The sequence below is a fragment of the Thalassobacillus sp. B23F22_16 genome, from assembly GCF_043496955.1.
GTDB classification, from domain to species: domain Bacteria; phylum Bacillota; class Bacilli; order Bacillales; family Halobacillaceae; genus Thalassobacillus; species Thalassobacillus devorans_A.
Map to the genome: position 1 here is coordinate 124,485 of NZ_JBIEKD010000001.1, position 17,274 is coordinate 141,758.

The following is a 17,274-nucleotide window of genomic DNA, read 5'->3' on the forward strand; positions in this document are numbered from 1 at the left end:
AATCTTCCTTCCTATTAATTTCTATATTCAACCCGAAAAACTATCCAACTACTGAAACTTCACGACTAATCGATCATCCACTTTCGCATGCTTCTTCGAATAAAGACAAGTCACATCGCCTTCCTGACGAGCCGTATAATCATCACTTGCAGCTATTTCACGATCCGTCTTAATGGCGATAACATCTTCAGACTGGGTTAGACGGAACCGGATTGCATCATCAGCAACTTTCATTATTTCAGCAGTAGAATAACTGATTTCCACATCACCGAAGACCATATCGACAGGAAGCATTACCCCCTCTTTCGCCTGTAACTCCAGCTTGCGTCCATCAAATAACGGGACGCCTTCTTCATAGACATGCATCTCTTTATCAAAGCCATCTAAATTAAGGAGGTGGATGAACCTTTCGCCTTCTTTTGTAGCAGTCGATGTCATGAATACGCCGTGATACTTACTGTCATTCGTCAAGCTCGCCTTAGCACCCAGCTTCTCGATTGCAGTTTTGAAAAAGTCGATATCACAAGTATAAGGGGCTGCAATCACAATCGCCCTCCCCTTTCCTGCTTTGGTATCAAAACCGCACACCTCATCAGTCCCATAGACACGGAACAATGGCTCGGCTTGGTCGGCTATATCAAATACCTGGGCTTTATGCACACGCAATTCCGCACGATCTTTTGCCCAGCCATCTGCATACATGGATAAATCATAAGCAGGGCCTGCCTGACGAATCCCAGTCGGCTGTACTTCTAAAGCGTTCGCCAGGAGATCACAAGGGTTTCCTTCCATATCATAGGCAGGAAGTTCTCCGTAGAGGAGAAGACCACCTCCATTGTTCAAGTAATCAACCAGTTTATCCTGCACATGTGCCGCCATATAACGAGCGGATGGTATCGCAAGTACGGGCGTTTCCAATGCGTCCAATGATTTATTCTGGATATCTACGGAACCATAGCGATAGCCGGCAAGCAGCATGGCGCGGGCCATGTTTTCCCATGCCGCTGTTGAACGGTTTGCTCCCAGGTTCTGGTGGATGTCTCTCACCTTCACACTATCGGGATAGCACGCTTCCGTCATATAGTAATCCGGTATGAAGGCGAAGGCTACGTCATCACGTTCCTCCTCCATAACAGCAAGCTTATCGGAAACAGCCATAATGGTTTGTATGGAACGGGCCATTCTGGGATACGTGTAATTCAGTTCGCCTTCCGGGCTGATAGGAGCAGCGAACCCGTGCCGTTCCCCGGTGGAAGCGATCCTGTCATTGCCATCATCCCGTTTTTCACTAAGTCGATAGTTTCTGCCGCCAGTCAACAGATAATAGTTAATCAGACGGTTCCCCTGTGCGATGCACATCCTCGCTTTGAAGTCAGAAGCAGAGGGATCCAAACGCCCACTAAAGTTGTTACCGAAGTTTCCATCCCCGCAGTTGAATTCAACAGAAGTCAACGGCTGGTCCGGGTTATGGACAGCATCCATAAAGCCATTGATCAAGTATAGATCCTGAAAGCTTTCCATATTTAAGTCCCCAAAATAAATATCCGATCCAGACAGATAACCCGGGTCCTGGGTATAGGATTCATATAATTGGCTGATACCAATCGGGTAGGTGAAACCCCGGCCGCCTCCAGTTCCATGGATGTTGACGACAAACGGAACATCTTTGACGCCGAACGCTTGTGCATATTCCCTTAATGCAGCTATATAGTTTGCGAAGCGGTTTCGCATATAGTATCCGAGATCGATATGGAGTTCCGCTGCGTATTGCTCTTTCGGTGAACGTATCGCTGTAAAACATGCCTCGGAGTGATCCAGTTGAAACGGATAACGTTCTTGTAAAGTCGCTTCATCGTATCGTTCTTTCAGCCAGCCTGCAAAGTTACGGAGGACATGATCGGTCAAATCCGGGCAGTTACTGACCCAGGAAAGCATCCCGACTTCATTATCCAGCTGGATGCCAATAATGTTTCCTCCATTCGGTTGCAGCCTCGGAACTGTGAGTTCCAAGACAGCCTGATACCATTTCTTCGTTTCTTTCAAAAAATTCGGCGCCATGTAGTCCAGTGTCTTCGCCAATGTTTTCTTGCCATCCCATGTTATCGGGACAATTTCCGGGTGCTTCTCGATCACCCAGTAAGGGATTCCTTCATTCTTCATCTCTGCCATGATGAATGGCCCCGGTCGTAAGAAAAAGTAAAGGTCATTGTCAGCACATAAGTCGATGAACCCTGCTAAATCCAGTTCCGGCCGAGTTTTTCCGTACAGGTCAACCTCCCCTTCCACTTCCTCATGAGCAAGCCAGGGGACATAGGAAGCGACCGCATTACAGCCGGCATCTTTCAGTTTATCTATGCGATCCTGCCATTCTGATGGGTCGAGGCGGTAATAATGAATTTCCCCGCACATGATGATTTTCGGCTCTCCATCAATCATTATCTGCTTATTCTTAATCTCAATCACGTTACCTTCTCCCTCCTTATGAAAATATGATGGATGAGGCCCCCTATTCACAGAACAAGAGGCTTCACCGGCTAATTTATAGGTAAATAGCTATCACATTACTTTCTTTATTTAGTTTACTTTCAACTTCCTTGCTGCTGATTCTGACTCCGCCTTCGCGGTAGATATTTTTAAGCCGTTCGGCATTTTCTGCCGGCTGACCATTGATGGCGACACGTTTTTCTCCATCGTTAAATTGATAGATAAAGGTGACGGCTTTACCATGCCATTGGAAATCAAATGTTAAGCCGTTAAAGTCGTCTGGAAGTACCGGATCGATGACAAGGTCTCCTTCTTCCTCACGAATGCCGAGGCAATTGGAAATCAATTGATTCATATAGATGCCAGGCCCACTGGAATAGATGCGCCATCCACCTTTGACTGGAACGGAACCGTCACGGAGCTTGTCAAAGTTTTCATCCGCTTCATAACGTGTGTTGAACTTCCCATCTGAACTGCTGAAGTAGGCATTGCTTTGTCTGATTTCCGCATTTGGAACGACATCTCTGATCCCGATCGGATTTATCATTTGTAACCCCTGCCACACTTCCTCTTGTTTCCCGAGTTTTGCCATTGCCTCGACGAAACGGATATGGGCATGGACATATTGCAGCCCGATTTCACGGCCGAAGTTGGAGGCTTGTTCGGCACGTTTGAAATGTGTGCTGACTCCTCCGATGTAATTGGCAGGACGGTTCATCAAACGTACACCATCAGGACAATATAGTTTTTCCTTGATCAATTGATAGTGTTTCTCTGCCTGTTCCGCATTCAATAATTCACTGATGATGCTTCGCTGCATCGGCAAAAGACGATAGTCGATACCTGTCTTTTTGTCTTCCGGATGGAGCATCATTTCTGCTTCCCCTGGCTTTTCCATAAAGACAAACCCTGGGAGTACATCTGTTTTCAGCATATACTTTTTATAGTCTTTTTCAATCCCAGAGGCGATGGAGGCCAGTTCTCCTGCATATTGTTCGTCGTAGGCTTCAAGGACTTCAGCCAGCTTGTCCACCACTTGATAGGTCAGGGCAACTGTCCAGCTGCTCACCATGAACTGCTTCAACTGGGCGTTTGCAGGCTGCAAGGTGTCATCCCAATCCCCGTCACCATAAGAAGATAAATATGTGTCATGCAGGAAATGTTCTTTGATGTAATTGATTTCCTTTTTCGCGTGATCAAGGATTGTTGCCGTCTCTTCTGTCAGCTCAAAACCTTCGTCCCGCTTCGAGTATGGAACCCTTTCTTCCAGCAGATTATAATCCCCGGTTGCCGCTAAGTAATCACCTAACACTTTCAGCGGCCAGACGATGACATCCCCGTGGCTCTCGCCTGCCTGAATATGCGCGTACTTATCGAACATGAACCATTGCGGCCAGTTTCCATCTTCTTCAAATTGATGCGTATATACCGTCTTTATGATTTCCTTGACCGACGTATAGTTTTGCGTCGCCATGAAGTATTCCGTCGGACCTTGACAAACATCCCTGGTTCCCCAGGCCGCCCCGCTATATTGTTCTAATCCATGGGGTACGGAGAAATGAACGAGCATATTATGGGTATACCACCAGGCGAGTGCATTCACTTTATCCATTTCCTCCGTGATTTCACCTTTGCTGGAAAGTCGGAAACCGTTCATCACTTTACGATAGTAGCTGCGATATCTCTCAATTTCTTCAACTGCTGATCGTTCCTCGACAGGCAGCTCTTTCGCGTGAAGCTGCCCCTGAAAAATCATAGTCCAGTCACTGGAATCTTCCAGTTCACAGACAACAAGGGAAGCTGCTCCTGGTTTTACATTCGTAACAAGCTTTTGTTCATCCACTAAATCGAATGTTGTTCCCTCCACATGAAGCTTGTAAGTAAGATTCGGGTAAATGCCAGCAGTCATGGAAGACTCATCTGCGGTAATCGTAATCACTTGACCGTCTCGATCCACATGATACGGTACTTCATATTCGTTTGGATGCATAACGACCTGGTTCGTCACCATGTAGCGATATTTCTGTCCGCTTTCTGTTTGGACATGCAGTCGCACTTCCGGTGTATCTACTGTTGTGTAGCTGGTAATGATGAACATGTCTTTATCTGTTTTATAGTACCAGCGGGCATAATTAAAGCCGATTTCATAAACGGACGGCAATGTCAGCAATTCATAAGAACCCTCGATTTCAACATAAATCCGCTGTCCTGACGTTTTCAACACATTTAGTGCATTGCGTGCATTAGTTAAAAGTTTGTTGAAATTGGTATTACCGACTACCAGTTGCGCATTGAAAATGCCGTACATCCAGGATGTAGAGGTGATCGTATCTTCTTTGAGCCGGTCATTCAAACCCGACATCACAATATGGCCGTGTGGACGTTCTAACAGCCGTTCTTTTTCTTTCAAAACTACATGTTCATGGGTATCAGTAAAAAAGGACAACAATTCATTGCCTTCCCATTCTTCCTGATGGCGGTTCGGATAATAGTGATTGATATCATCGAGGCTCATCGTTTCCCCGACAATATTGCTTCCGATGCCGGAAGCTTTACTCACCTTCTCCGCAGGTGCTTGAGGTGAAGCTTCCTTCGCTTTCACCTGGGCCCAGGCTTCATTGATGATTTCCTGGTATTCCAACTCAGACACTGCCTCTTCTTGATTTCCCCGAAAATACCCATAAAAGACAAATTCACGGGAACCAGCCAACATCACTTTTTCCGATTGCAAAGCCGTATAGGCAAATTCATATTGATACACTTCATTAGGAAGTGTATCCTCAGTTAAAGCAGCTGGTCGATCTGTTTCTTTATAGGTTTTTCCGAAGAATTGGAATCCGTCTGTTGCATAACCGACTGTCGGGGTCAGCGATCCTTGCTGTAAATACGGAAAACCGGTCGATTGCTGTTGGTTTTGACGGGAACAGACCACAAATCCTTTCTCGTCATCCTCAAATATCCGGTGATCGATATATTGGGAGATGTACGCTTCATTATTCCTGAGGGCACCTTTTTCTGCTAGCCCAATATCCTGTCCATAGATGACGTCGACTTCTTTTCCATCGCCATCCACCTGGACGTCCCAAAACCAGACACCGTGATCCGTCAAATGAAAATCAACCGTATAATCGATGTCTTCAACCGTACCCGTCCATGTTACCTGGTCGTCACCGAAAGCCACTTCACTTGGAGAAGCTGTACCTAGTAAGGGATAAGCCTGAATACCGTTTTCCCTATAGATTCGTAAGTAAAGGTTATTCAACGACCCATCCACAGGATTAGATATCAGCTGGTTGATCATGACAGACTGGAAGGTCGCTTCCTGAATATCACCGCTTGGCAAAAAAGAAAAACAATAATTTCCCGCTGTCAGTTTAAAAGTAGAGTCTATCGTTATCGTCACTGCGCATTCCTCCGTTTATGTTCATGTGAAATCATTAATTGAAACGTTTCAATTCATTTCTAAAAAAAACTATTGATGATAATAATTGTTATGGATGGTGAGGGAATTCATGCTAAAATGAGCTAGTCAATACATTAGAAATAACAACAAATGCCTTTCCCTACAAAGAATCAGAGTCTTTAACACTTGACACTGGTTCCATTCAACTCATTTAACAATAAGGGGAAGGGAAATGGTGAGACTCCTGCGGGATAAGCGTATTAGGTGAGACCCCACAGGGCGATAGCCCGAGGAGGCTCAGCGTACGCCCACGAAAAGGTAGTAATGCGTAATCGCCTTGGGAGACACGACACGCATAAGCAGAACAGCAAAAGGGAAGTGATCTTTCTTCCCGTTGATGGACTGCTTATGACGCAAGTGTCTAGGCGATGGAGCTGGAAAGCGAGCCATTTCCCTGACCCGATTCTACCAATATGATATTGGAACCAAAATCTCCTACTGATATGAAAAGTTGTCATTCTCCTGTGATACCGGAACGGTCCACTCCTTCGACAAACCATTTCTGTGTAAAGAAATAGACGATCAAGAGCGGCAAAATTGAAAGCATCGTGCCGGCCATACTGATTCCTTCGTTGATGTTTTGCGTCGAGGTGTCTCCTGCATACAGCTGCTCAAACGTCGCATTGAACTTCCCTAACTCAATCGGTAACGTTGTCAGCGCATTCCCAAAGTAGAGACTGGCGAGCGCTGTTTCATTCCAATACCAGACGAATGAAAAGAGGAAAGAAATGATGATTGCCGGAACAGCCATCGGAATAGCAATCGTAATGAAAATACGAAAGTTTCCTGCCCCATCCAAATGCGCCGCTTCTTCCAGCGCCTTTGGCATCATCCGGAAAAATTGATAGAAAATCAGGATGAAAATCGCACTGTTCAAACCCTGCCCGAACAAAGCCGGAAGTAAGAATGCGAGAATACTACCGATCAACTCCAGCTCATTGAAGAATACATACCTCGGTATCAACAGCACCTGAGGCGGTATTATAAACGTGATCAGCACCAGGACGAGTAATATTTTTTTGAGCGGAAATTCGAACCTGGCAAACCCATAACCGATCACCGCTGCTACCGCTGTTTGTGCAAGTGCTGGAATAACCGTTACGTACAGTGTTTCCAGTAAAGTTGGAAATAGATTCAACACCTTGTAGGCGACCTGATAATTTTCCGTGTAAACAGTAGATGGAATCCAGCTGATCAATGGATTCAACAGATCTTCTAATGACTTGAAGCTGTAAGAACCCATGTAAATGATTGGAAAAAGATAGACAAATCCTATTCCGATCAAGAGGCTGTAGACAGCGAGTTTAAACAACAGCCCATTATTTCCTTGTACCCCGAGCAGGTAAGCCTTCGCTTTCGTCGAATATTTATCGATCCTTTTTCTTTGAGCATGGGACAGCCTGGTATCCAACATGTTCATCCCTCCTTTAATTGTATTTTTTATTACCCCTGGCAGCCATGACCCCTACACTGACAGCTAATACTAAAGCGATGACTAGAAAGTACATCCACGATAATGCCGAAGCGTAACCAAAGCCGGTTGAAATTTCGAACATGTTCGCCTGGATATGGTCTACTACTGGATTCAATGCGAATACCGAGTAGGTGACAATCGTATAGATCAGATTGACGATGATCATTGGATAAAGCGTCGGTAAGGTCACTTTCCAAAAACACTCCCAGTTGGAGGCACCATCGATTTTTGCTGCTTCATAGATCTGCTTGTCCGTCTTTTGCAATGCCGCTAAGAAAATCAATATTTGGACACCTGAATACCAGAGAATGATGATGAGGTTATCCATCAAGTACACGAGAATCGTATTCAGCAGCCCGCCTGTGCTCGATAAGACCGTGGCAAAAATGGCATATTCCTCGATCGAAGGAATCGATGTTACGTCCTGGGCCATCAAGTCCGTGATTACTGGACCGCTGGCAATGATGACAGGGAGGAAGAATATGGTCCGGAAGAAACCCTTCATCCGGATCGGCTGATTGAGTAACAACGCAATAATCAACGAAAACACGATGATGATCGGCGTCGAAATGAGCAGCTCTCGCAGAAACTTGATCAAGATGGCTGTGAATTGACTATCGACAGTAAAAGCATAGACGTAATTTTCAAACTTGATGAAATCGGTCTTTATGCCGCTCGGCGTGATTTTCACCTTTTGAAAGCTAAGGAACAGAGAATAAATGAGCGGAAATGCCGTAAAGACCAGGAACCCAATAATCCAGGGAGATAAAAATGAGAGACCTATTAGACTCCGCTTCTTTTTCAGTGACATTTGCTTCATGATGGATTCCCCCGGTCGGTAACCGTATATCCTTTGGCTTTCACTTCGGTTCCCTCTATGTTTATATCTTCGTTGGTATAATTGACGATGATCGATTTCCCGTTCGAATAACCGACTTCGACAACCCCTGTTTTATAGACATTCCGAGATGTGATAGTCTCTCCTTCGACTGGTCCCAGGCTTTCTTTCACCATTTTGTATTGCTCGACAATCGCTCCCTCCCAATCCTGGAACTGGGAGGTATAGAGATCTTCAGAAGGTGTGTGCATCAATTGGTGTGAAGGTTCCGTCGTCAAATAGAATGAAGGATAAGCACCGTATTCAATCATGCGCAGCACTTCATCCTCAGGACTATACTGGAAATTCGAAAAAGATGCGTAGTAAGGAACATAACCTTTCAATACGATCTGCAAAAATGGAACGGTGTCTGTCACAAAACTATAATTGGACGAATATAGCGGAATATCCAAGTAACGATCTGCTTCAGCAAGTAGATAATCATTCGGTTTATATAACGAAAGAGAATCTACCGATGTCTGCAATTCTTCGAACATATCCTGATAGACTTCCATTACCTCAGGTCTCGTGGCGCCATTGTTAAAATCGGAGAATAATAGATTGGCACTGGAATCGACAGCTAAATTCTCCACCCCATTCTTCTCATATTCGGAGCGGTCATCCTTCGCTATTTCCAATGATTTTAATGGACTGAGATAATAAAAATCTGTCTCCCCATCTTTTCCTCCCATCGTCTCTGCGCTTATTTTTCTTGCAATGTCTGTTTTTCCAGAAAAACCGGACGCCCCATGATACGCCTTGGTATAATCCGTGTAATAATAAAGCGGAATATCGTTATCTTTGAAAAAGTCATTTACATCACTGAACTCGGAATCACTGCCCAGTTCATTCTCAAACGGAAACTTCTTCGGCAATGTTCCTGTATAACCGCCTTCCGTCCAGCCACGATAAACGACATGCATATCTTCTACTTCCTGTTGTTTCAGTTGTTCTACATAGTCAGGCAAGTCCGTTACTTTCGTCATCGGCTGAACAGAATCTCGCAAAAGACCGCTTTTCACTTCCCCGCCTAAAAATTCCAACCGGATATCTGCATGGTCTTCCCGGGCAGCGAGCATCTCCCGATCAATCAAGTACTGCTGGTAGGTATGTGCCATCCCGACATAATTGGCGGCTTCATCTTCCAGGAACGTAATGCGCTCGTTTACATCAAATTTGTTTCTTTGTTCCTGATAGACATTATAGCCGCTCATATTTTTACTGGTTGGCTGATAATATTGATAGCGGTAATTATACTGGGCCGTGATCCAATGGAAGTCGGTTGCGATACCGGATGGGTAGGCGATGATATCTGCGAACGTTTTTCCTTCATCAATCACATTAATAAAGCCGTTCTCATCAACTCCGTTCGTTACACCATATACTGGCATCGTAATTTTTTGAGCAGGATTCACTTGAACGTCTCCTTCTTCCTTTGCCGACCGTTTGAATCCTTCGTCATCTCCATAAATAGAAGCTCGATATGGCGCCATCGACTGCACTTGTTTTTCATCAAATCGCATGAGAGCCCCGCTCCCGTCTGGGATAAACAGGTAACCATCTGTGTCTGTACCTTCGACAGCACCTAAGAATGGGTAAAGCCTCATGGTGGCAAGTTTATTTTCATCCTCTTCAATCCCGTTTTGCGGGACATGGACTTCAATCGAATCGCCATCCAAATGGACGTCCAGCTGGACCGTAATTTCTGCATCTTCAAACGAGACCTTTGCGGAGAAACCATTGTCCTGTTTGGTTAGGGACACCTCGGATTCATTGGTCAAAATGCTTTCGGTCGACGATTTATCTTTATCATCGATATAATCAATTGTGATAGCCGAATGAGCCATTTGCGACCAGGTGTTGTTCAAATTATAATCCTTACCTTCTTCAAGACCCGAACTCCATAGATAGCCAGTATGTTTATTTTCTATTTTCAACGCTAAGGACTCCGGTTCTACATAAAGAGCGAGGTGATCATTCTCTGCCACCCGCTCATAGCCATCGAGTGAAACGGCATTATCTACGGTCGCTTCCTCATTTTCCGGCTGAGTGTACTGATTCGATTTATAACGGAACATTTCATTTGAACGCTTCTCCTGTTCCTCCGTTATATCTGTATCAGGATCATCATCGATCAGTGAGTTGGCGATTACTTGTATAGGAAATAACAGGACAACCACAATTACAATCCATTTCCATTTGCTAGACACGAAGAATCACCTCCTCGATGATAGAAATTACAAAGTCAATTACCTGATCGAACAATACATAGAGAACAAAGAACACTAATACGGTAAGGAACATTCCGAACAAGGTGACCAGAATGTTTCGGACAGTTCCCCAGAAGGTAAAGTCATGAATCTCTTTGATCGTAGTAAACAAAATGATGACCGACCAGACGATGATGATTTGCATCGAAAATGTATAAATGAACGCCTCGTTAAAAGTAAGTACATTTGAGATCAGTGTCACAGGCAGTAAAAATAAAATGATCGGTGCCAGCGAGTAAATCGTACCGATGTAGACGTCTCGGAATTTTCCTTCTCCGTCAGTGATTGTACTGACTAAATAGTTGACGACAATGAATAATAACAGTGGAATTAGAACGGTACCAATCTCAAAAAAGAAGTTGACGTTTTCCAGTATTCTATTGGTGAACAGGAAGCCCGTCCAATAGATTGTCAACAAGTATTCCACGACCAGAACGAGATACAGCAAGGTTGCGGATAAAATCGATACACGCTCATAGTTTTTCAAATAATAGACACTATCAATCGGATGCTTGATGAACCTCGTTAGAAACAACAGCTCCTTAACAAGACTTTGTGATTTGAACTTCTTCGTCTTTCTTCTGGCAGGTTCGAGAATGTTCTTCTTTTTATCGGCGTATCTAATCGCAAATCTGGCAGTAAAGAAAGCAAAGATAATCATAAAAGCACTAGCCAGGTTAGATTCAAGCCAACGGTAACGGATTTCCCAAAAGGCATTGGAATAGTCGCCCTTGTCATTGGCTAATTCGAATTCTTTCAGCGCCTCGTCATATTGCTGCTGTTTGTAAAGCGCCTCCCCTTTGGCCGTGTGGGCAAGGCCAAAAGAAGAGTTCAATCGAAGAATTTCATTCCAATATTTTTCACTCTCAACATAGTAGCCTTCTTCAAAAAGGGCTAAGCCCTGATGAAGTACAGTAGTGAATTCCGTCGGCTCATAGACCTGGATATTTCCTTGCTCCCGGTCAGTCACATACAACCGCCCCACCTCGTCCACTTCGATACTGGACGGCTGCATCGTTAATCCCAGGCGATTGTTTTCATTCGTTTTACCACCAAAAGAGAAGAGTAGATTACCCGAACTGTCATACTCATAGATGATGCCATCGTTTCCTATCGTATATATGTTTCCGATCGAACCGACAGAAATGTCGACCAGGTTGTTCTCCTCTGTCATATCGGAAGGGAGCACATTTCCGCCAGCGATATTCAATTTGCGGATTGCTTCCCAGCTGGTGCCGGATGTTACTGTGTAGACCAGCCCTTGTTCATCTATCGATATGTTGCCTGAAGCAGGTGGTTCTTTCATGAATAGGTTTGCTTTTTGCCGCTGTGTCGTAATCATATCCTGCACGAACGTACCGACAGACGGCGGCAGGGTATTGGCCCCATAGTAACCAAGGAAGGTACCATCCTGACTTAATTGGATAATCCCGTTATTGGCACTTTCACCAATGATATAGATGTTCCCGCGTTTATCTACCGATACTTTTTCCGGCTTGTACGGAGCGTTTTTTCCGAATAATGGCGATTCCGGCCTTGCATACTCCTCGTCTAAATCACCATCTTCCTGGAATTTGAATACCTTCTGATTCCCATAATCTGCGACATATACATCGCCATTCCGGTCGGCATGAACGCCCATTGGCTGATTCAGTACGTCTGTACCATATACCTTTATGACATTTCCTTCATTATCAAACTTGGTGACGGTTTTCGTACCGGAATCCGCGACGTAGATATAGCCCTCCTGATCGATATAAATATCTTCTGGATTGACAATTTCTGTACCTTTGGCAAATAGACCGATAGGGACATATGCTGTTTGTGTTTCGATAACATTTCCATCAGCTGTCAATGTTTCTGTTTTATAAGGGACAGAAACGGAAGCAGAGGAAAGTGTGGGAAACAATATGATCAACAAAAAGCTAAATACTGCAATGAAGAATTCCCTCATTTCCCTTCCTCCTAATAATTACTTGATTCCAGAGTGTGCCATCGTGTTCATGACTTTGCTTTGCATGAAGATGAAGATGATCAGGTTCGGTACAAACATGATCAATGATGCAGCAGCGGCCATCCCTTGTCCTGCCACAGAGTTGCCGCCTGTTTCTGCCGCTAATGTAGACATGAAAAAGGCGAATGTCTTCAAGTTTTCATCATCGACAAATAAGGTAGATGTCTCTGCGTTATTCCACACAGCCTGGAAAGCAAGAATGGAAATAGTTGCAATGGCAGGTTTCACTAATGGAATGATGATTTTAAAGAAAATATGAAAATCATTGGCACCATCAATCCTTGCCGCTTCGATCAATTCATCCGGTATTTGGTCAATGAACTGTTTTACCAGAAACAATCCGACCGGCATCGCTAATAACGGAAAGATATGAGCGAAAAATGTATCCAATAATCCAACCTCATCGATCAACAAATAACGTGGAATAACGACTGCTGCCGGCACGAACATCAAGGCCAGCGTATTAATTTCAAACAACGTTTTCTTGAACTTGAAGTTCTTTTTCGAAAACACATAGCCAGCCATCGTACTGATCAACACCGTCAGGAAAACGACGATAACGGTGACAACGATACTGTTGAATAGATATCGGGACATTGGTACACCGGTAGCATTCGTGTTGCTGGCCAGGTCATAGAAATTCTGTAGCGTTGGTTTCTGCACAAAGAACCGCGGTGGATAAGCAAACAGCTCATCAATCGGTTTGAATGCATGGGAAAAGATATAAACGATCGGAATGATCATCAATGTTGCCATTGGTATCAGAAAGAAGTAAAACTTCAATTGACTCCGGTGAAACCTGTCTGGATTTATTTTCGTACCATGAAAAGATGCCATTTCCCCACCCCTCTCAAGTTAGTAACCTATCAATCTTTTTCTGCAAATAACTTCATAGCCACCCGCGAAAAGCCATAAATGAACAAAAGCAATAGTACGGACAACGCGGCAGCGTAACCCATTTCGTAACGGATGAACCCAAAATCCTCCAAATGGTTGACGATCAACTGACCGGCATATTGCGGTGTCGGGTTCTGTCCGGAAAGCTCAACACCGATCGCCCCGGCCTGGAATGTCGTGACTACTGCCATTACGGCACCAAATAGCATTTGTGGTTTCATCGAAGGAATGGTAATATAAATGATTTCCTGAAAACGGTTCCTGATGCCGTCGATATAGGCGGCCTCATAGATTTCCTTATCAATGTTCAAAACACCGGATAACATCGCCAGGAACCCGACTCCCATACTCCCCCACAGGGTTACTAGAATCATGATGATCATCAAGTAATTCGGTGACTGCAGGAACTGGATCGGTTCATTGATGAACCCCATCGAGATCAATAAATTATTCAAATAACCGGTCTGATCTCCACTAAAAATGATTTTCCAAACGACGGCCATCGCCACACCCGCTGTCATGGACGGGGAAAATAGAATCAAGGCGAGTACCGTTCGAGGGCCTTTTGAAATCTGGGCAAGCATCCAGGCCAGTAAAAAGGCCAGGATGTACCCGCCAGGTCCGACAATCAGGGAAAAGATAAGGGTGTTCGGCAATACAAACTGCATGAACGTGTTGTCCTGCGTGATAATATTGACATAATTGGACAACCCGATGAACGACGGCATTTCAATTGTATTGAAGTACGTAAATGACAAACCGATCGCAATCGCCACCGGGATGACAATGAAGGTTGTAAACAAGATCAAGTAAGGAGCCAGAAATACCGAGGTACTTAAATAATTTCTGTTATTCATCTGCTTCCAGCCACCTTTCAATCGTTTCTATCGTCGGAATGGTATACGGCTTGACCACTTCGCCATCATCCATATACCCGAACTCTTCAAGTTTCCTTCGCATTTCCCGGTTGATCAATATAACGCTGTCATCTACAGCAGCACGGGCATTTTCGCCATCAAACACGACCTTATTCCATACGTTACTAATCTCACGCTCTACCATATAGGAGTATGGTGTTTTTGGTACTTCCCTCAAATACTCCCACTGCTCGAGCACGACTTCCTTGTGTTCCTGCGGTAAAGGCAATTGTTCAAACGACTGGAGGTTGGCTGTGTTCCACATATATTCCGGTCCGAATAATGTTTGTAACGTGACGGCGAATTCTGTCTGGGTTTCTGTTGACATCCACCACTTCAACAACTCCCAGGCATCTTCTTTTTTTCCGCTTCCGTCAAATATCATCGATGCCTGTCCAGAACCAGGGGCCCATCTTTCCACAGTTCCATCTTCCTGTTCGATACCAGGCTGCGGGGTGATATCCCACCACCCGGAGATTTCCGGGGCTGCTGTCGTAAGCTCGACGTAGGTTCCGAACGGCGCTACACCGATCGGAAGTGTCGAATACCGGAAATGGTTATAAAATCTCGGCACCTGCAAAGGCATGCTGTAAATCGTGCTTAAATCAGCCATGAACTGCATACCTTCCAATGCATTCTCTTCATCAATGGTCGTTCCCATGCCATCTTCTTCATATAGGCTTCCGCCAAATTGATAAATGAACGGAGAAGTAACCTGGAACGCTTTGAATGCAGATTCCTGAGCTAAAGGTGTATAATAATTCATCCCGTAACGCTGTAATTCCGGCAGTATTTCCGTAACCTCATCCCACGTATCTGGAATAGGAATGTCCAATTCTTCCATGATATCTTTCCTATAAAACTGGACGAAGAAGTCCTGCGTTTCAGGCAATGCGTAGACACCGTCTTCGATCACTAACGGCAGGAAGGCACCTGGTGAAAATTGTTTCCCTACCTCGTTGAAATCATCGAATTGCCTTAAGTCAACGGCAGCTCCACGAATCGCGAGTTCATACGGCACCCAGTTACTGATCCCCAGCGCCAAATCCGGCTGCGTGTTGGCTGCGCTTGCCAGGACTAGTTTTTGTTCATCCGGCATCAATGAATATTTCACTTTGATTCCTGTTTGCTGAGTAAAATTCTGATCGGTGATGTTTTGAAGCAATTCAACATACTGTCTTGGGCGATTTACCCACACTTCAAGTGTGTCGTCCGCCACTTCAGTAGTAGCGAGATTATCCTCTCCAAATGATTGAAAGAAATTTACGACCGAGTCTTTCGCTTTTGTGAAAAATCCAGCCTCGGCATCCGGGAGTCCAGTATTTCCGTGGACATAGAAGCGATCCAATAACAATGGCTGGGCAGATAGGTCCATTGATATTTCACCCAGCAGCTGGGCTGCGGAGTTGGACCCTGTCGACAATTGGGTCAGCCGATTCGGAATCTCATCCGGTTCAGCTGCCAGCTTTTCTAACTTATCAATTGCGATATTCAACGAAGTAACTTCGGTTGAATCCTCCCCGCCACTCAGGGCACGGAGATATGCCACTTCTTCTTTCAATTGTCCGGTCCAGCCTTTTATTTGTTTATCCACGCCAGGGATATATTCTTCCATCTTCCAATCACGGGTTCCCGACTGATTACCAATTAATTTTCGAATCGATAATGATAGCTTATCTATCTCCCGCATGACATCGTCAATCACGAATAAAACACGAGAATGTGGAGAAGGGTCTGCCTTCAGACTTATCTTGTTTGTTCCTTCTTCTAAATAAAAATAGAAAGGTTCTCCATCCTTGTTAGTCATGGTCTCGTTGTACCACTTATTACTATATTTGAATTGATAGTGCTCCACTTCCTCAAAAGGGACGCGGTCATTGATCAATAATTTCCGGTATACAGGGGATTTTGACTCTTTATCTTGTAACGCCTTGAATGTCAATTGATAGAATCCTTCTTCTTCTACCTCGACTTCCCAGCTGACCGTCTGTCCCGGCTCACTCCAGGACTCACCGCCAAATGTGTTCAATAATAAGTGGTCTTTGTCGTAAGGGTGGACGGATGGATCCTCTCTCGACTCCGGTCTGATATAAGAACTGTTCTTCTCGGAAGGATGTTCCACTTCATATACATTCAGTTCCTTCTGTTTCTCTGCATTCGGATGATTGTCTACGTAGCTTTGGTAATCAGGGATTTGTTCAGGAGAAGTTACATGAACATCTCCTACAAGCATCTCACCCCTTAAGTTAAGTAATGTAATCGTGTTTTTCCCTTCATTCAAATGGAACTTAAGCGGCCGCTTGTATAAATAAGTGGAATCCTCAGCCTTTACATGCGACCATTCCTGTATAGACTGCTGTTTCGGGATGATTTCATTTCCCAATCGATCTGTTTCGAAATCTTCTGTTTCGTTTTTCCATTTACTTGGAAAAATGATCTGCCTGCTTTCTGAAAAGGGATAGTCGCCGTTAACCTGGATTGCACCCTCTATTGGCATTATCAAATCACCTTGTGGTAAATAATCAAAGCCAATCTCGTATAATCCTTCTTCTTCTACCTCGACTTCAACCGTTAATGATTTTTGATTACGCCAATAGAATACGCGATCCCCATAACCTTGGCTCTCCGTTGAGGGCAATAGTTCATCATCATCAATTCCTGTAAATGAAGAAGGTGAGATAGCACGCTCGTATGGAGCAGTGCTATCCAAACCTTGTTCCTTCCATTTGTTGAGTTCGAGGCGATAACTCTGTTCTTCTATTTGCTCGACAGCATCGGCTTCATCACCGTTAGCTTGAGTAACCGTTTGTGGAATAAAAAACAGTATTAACAGGGACCATAACAGCACCTTAGACTTCATGAAGTTACCTCCTCAACC

At 44.5% G+C, this 17,274-nt stretch carries 9 protein-coding genes; all 9 read right to left on the minus strand.

Going from position 1 to position 17,274, the window contains the following annotated elements:
• Window positions 1–48: 48 nt before the first annotated feature.
• The 9 genes from ACGTNI_RS00700 to ACGTNI_RS00740 all read right to left on the minus strand — a co-directional run bounded on the left by ACGTNI_RS00700 (window position 49) and on the right by ACGTNI_RS00740 (window position 17,256).
• Window positions 49–2,463, minus strand: coding sequence for a beta-galactosidase (locus tag ACGTNI_RS00700; protein ID WP_394459164.1), 2,415 nt, complete (start codon window positions 2,461–2,463; stop codon window positions 49–51).
• Window positions 2,464–2,539: 76 nt separating this feature from the next.
• Window positions 2,540–5,887 (minus strand): GH36-type glycosyl hydrolase domain-containing protein, encoded by a 3,348-nt coding sequence (locus ACGTNI_RS00705; protein WP_394459166.1) that lies wholly within the window; start codon window positions 5,885–5,887, stop codon window positions 2,540–2,542.
• Window positions 5,888–6,401: 514 nt separating this feature from the next.
• On the minus strand, window positions 6,402–7,361 hold the full coding sequence (locus ACGTNI_RS00710; RefSeq protein WP_394459169.1) for a carbohydrate ABC transporter permease: 960 nt from the start codon (window positions 7,359–7,361) through the stop codon (window positions 6,402–6,404).
• Between the two features lie 13 nt (window positions 7,362–7,374).
• Window positions 7,375–8,241 carry a carbohydrate ABC transporter permease gene (locus tag ACGTNI_RS00715; RefSeq protein ID WP_394459172.1) on the minus strand — a complete coding sequence of 289 codons (867 nt, stop codon included), beginning with the start codon at window positions 8,239–8,241 and terminating at the stop codon, window positions 7,375–7,377.
• On the minus strand, window positions 8,238–10,508 hold the full coding sequence (locus ACGTNI_RS00720; protein ID WP_394459174.1) for a DUF5696 domain-containing protein: 2,271 nt from the start codon (window positions 10,506–10,508) through the stop codon (window positions 8,238–8,240). Before ACGTNI_RS00720 ends, ACGTNI_RS00715 begins: the two co-directional genes overlap by 4 nt.
• Window positions 10,501–12,522 (minus strand): YIP1 family protein, encoded by a 2,022-nt coding sequence (locus ACGTNI_RS00725; protein ID WP_394459176.1) that lies wholly within the window; start codon window positions 12,520–12,522, stop codon window positions 10,501–10,503. The genes ACGTNI_RS00720 and ACGTNI_RS00725 overlap by 8 nt, the downstream gene beginning before the upstream one ends.
• Before the next feature lie 18 nt (window positions 12,523–12,540).
• Window positions 12,541–13,419, minus strand: coding sequence for a carbohydrate ABC transporter permease (locus ACGTNI_RS00730; protein WP_062445098.1), 879 nt, complete (start codon window positions 13,417–13,419; stop codon window positions 12,541–12,543).
• A 29-nt stretch (window positions 13,420–13,448) separates the two neighbouring features.
• The gene (locus ACGTNI_RS00735; RefSeq protein WP_394459178.1) at window positions 13,449–14,336 is read right to left on the minus strand and encodes a carbohydrate ABC transporter permease; all 888 of its coding nucleotides are present in this window, start codon (window positions 14,334–14,336) and stop codon (window positions 13,449–13,451) included.
• Complete coding sequence (locus tag ACGTNI_RS00740) at window positions 14,329–17,256, minus strand: extracellular solute-binding protein (protein ID WP_394459180.1); 2,928 nt, start codon at window positions 17,254–17,256, stop codon at window positions 14,329–14,331. Before ACGTNI_RS00740 ends, ACGTNI_RS00735 begins: the two co-directional genes overlap by 8 nt.
• Window positions 17,257–17,274: the final 18 nt, after the last annotated feature.

What these genes read in the sequence shown, in the direction of transcription:
- ACGTNI_RS00710 (WP_394459169.1), bottom strand. Translation starts at nt 7,361, where the DNA reads ATGTTGGATACCAGGCTGTCCCATGCTCAAAGAAAAAGGATCGATAAA.
- ACGTNI_RS00715 (WP_394459172.1), bottom strand. Translation starts at nt 8,241, where the DNA reads ATGAAGCAAATGTCACTGAAAAAGAAGCGGAGTCTAATAGGTCTCTCA.
- ACGTNI_RS00725 (WP_394459176.1), bottom strand. Translation starts at nt 12,522, where the DNA reads ATGAGGGAATTCTTCATTGCAGTATTTAGCTTTTTGTTGATCATATTG.
- ACGTNI_RS00730 (WP_062445098.1), bottom strand. Translation starts at nt 13,419, where the DNA reads ATGGCATCTTTTCATGGTACGAAAATAAATCCAGACAGGTTTCACCGG.
- ACGTNI_RS00735 (WP_394459178.1), bottom strand. Translation starts at nt 14,336, where the DNA reads ATGAATAACAGAAATTATTTAAGTACCTCGGTATTTCTGGCTCCTTAC.
- ACGTNI_RS00740 (WP_394459180.1), bottom strand. Translation starts at nt 17,256, where the DNA reads ATGAAGTCTAAGGTGCTGTTATGGTCCCTGTTAATACTGTTTTTTATT.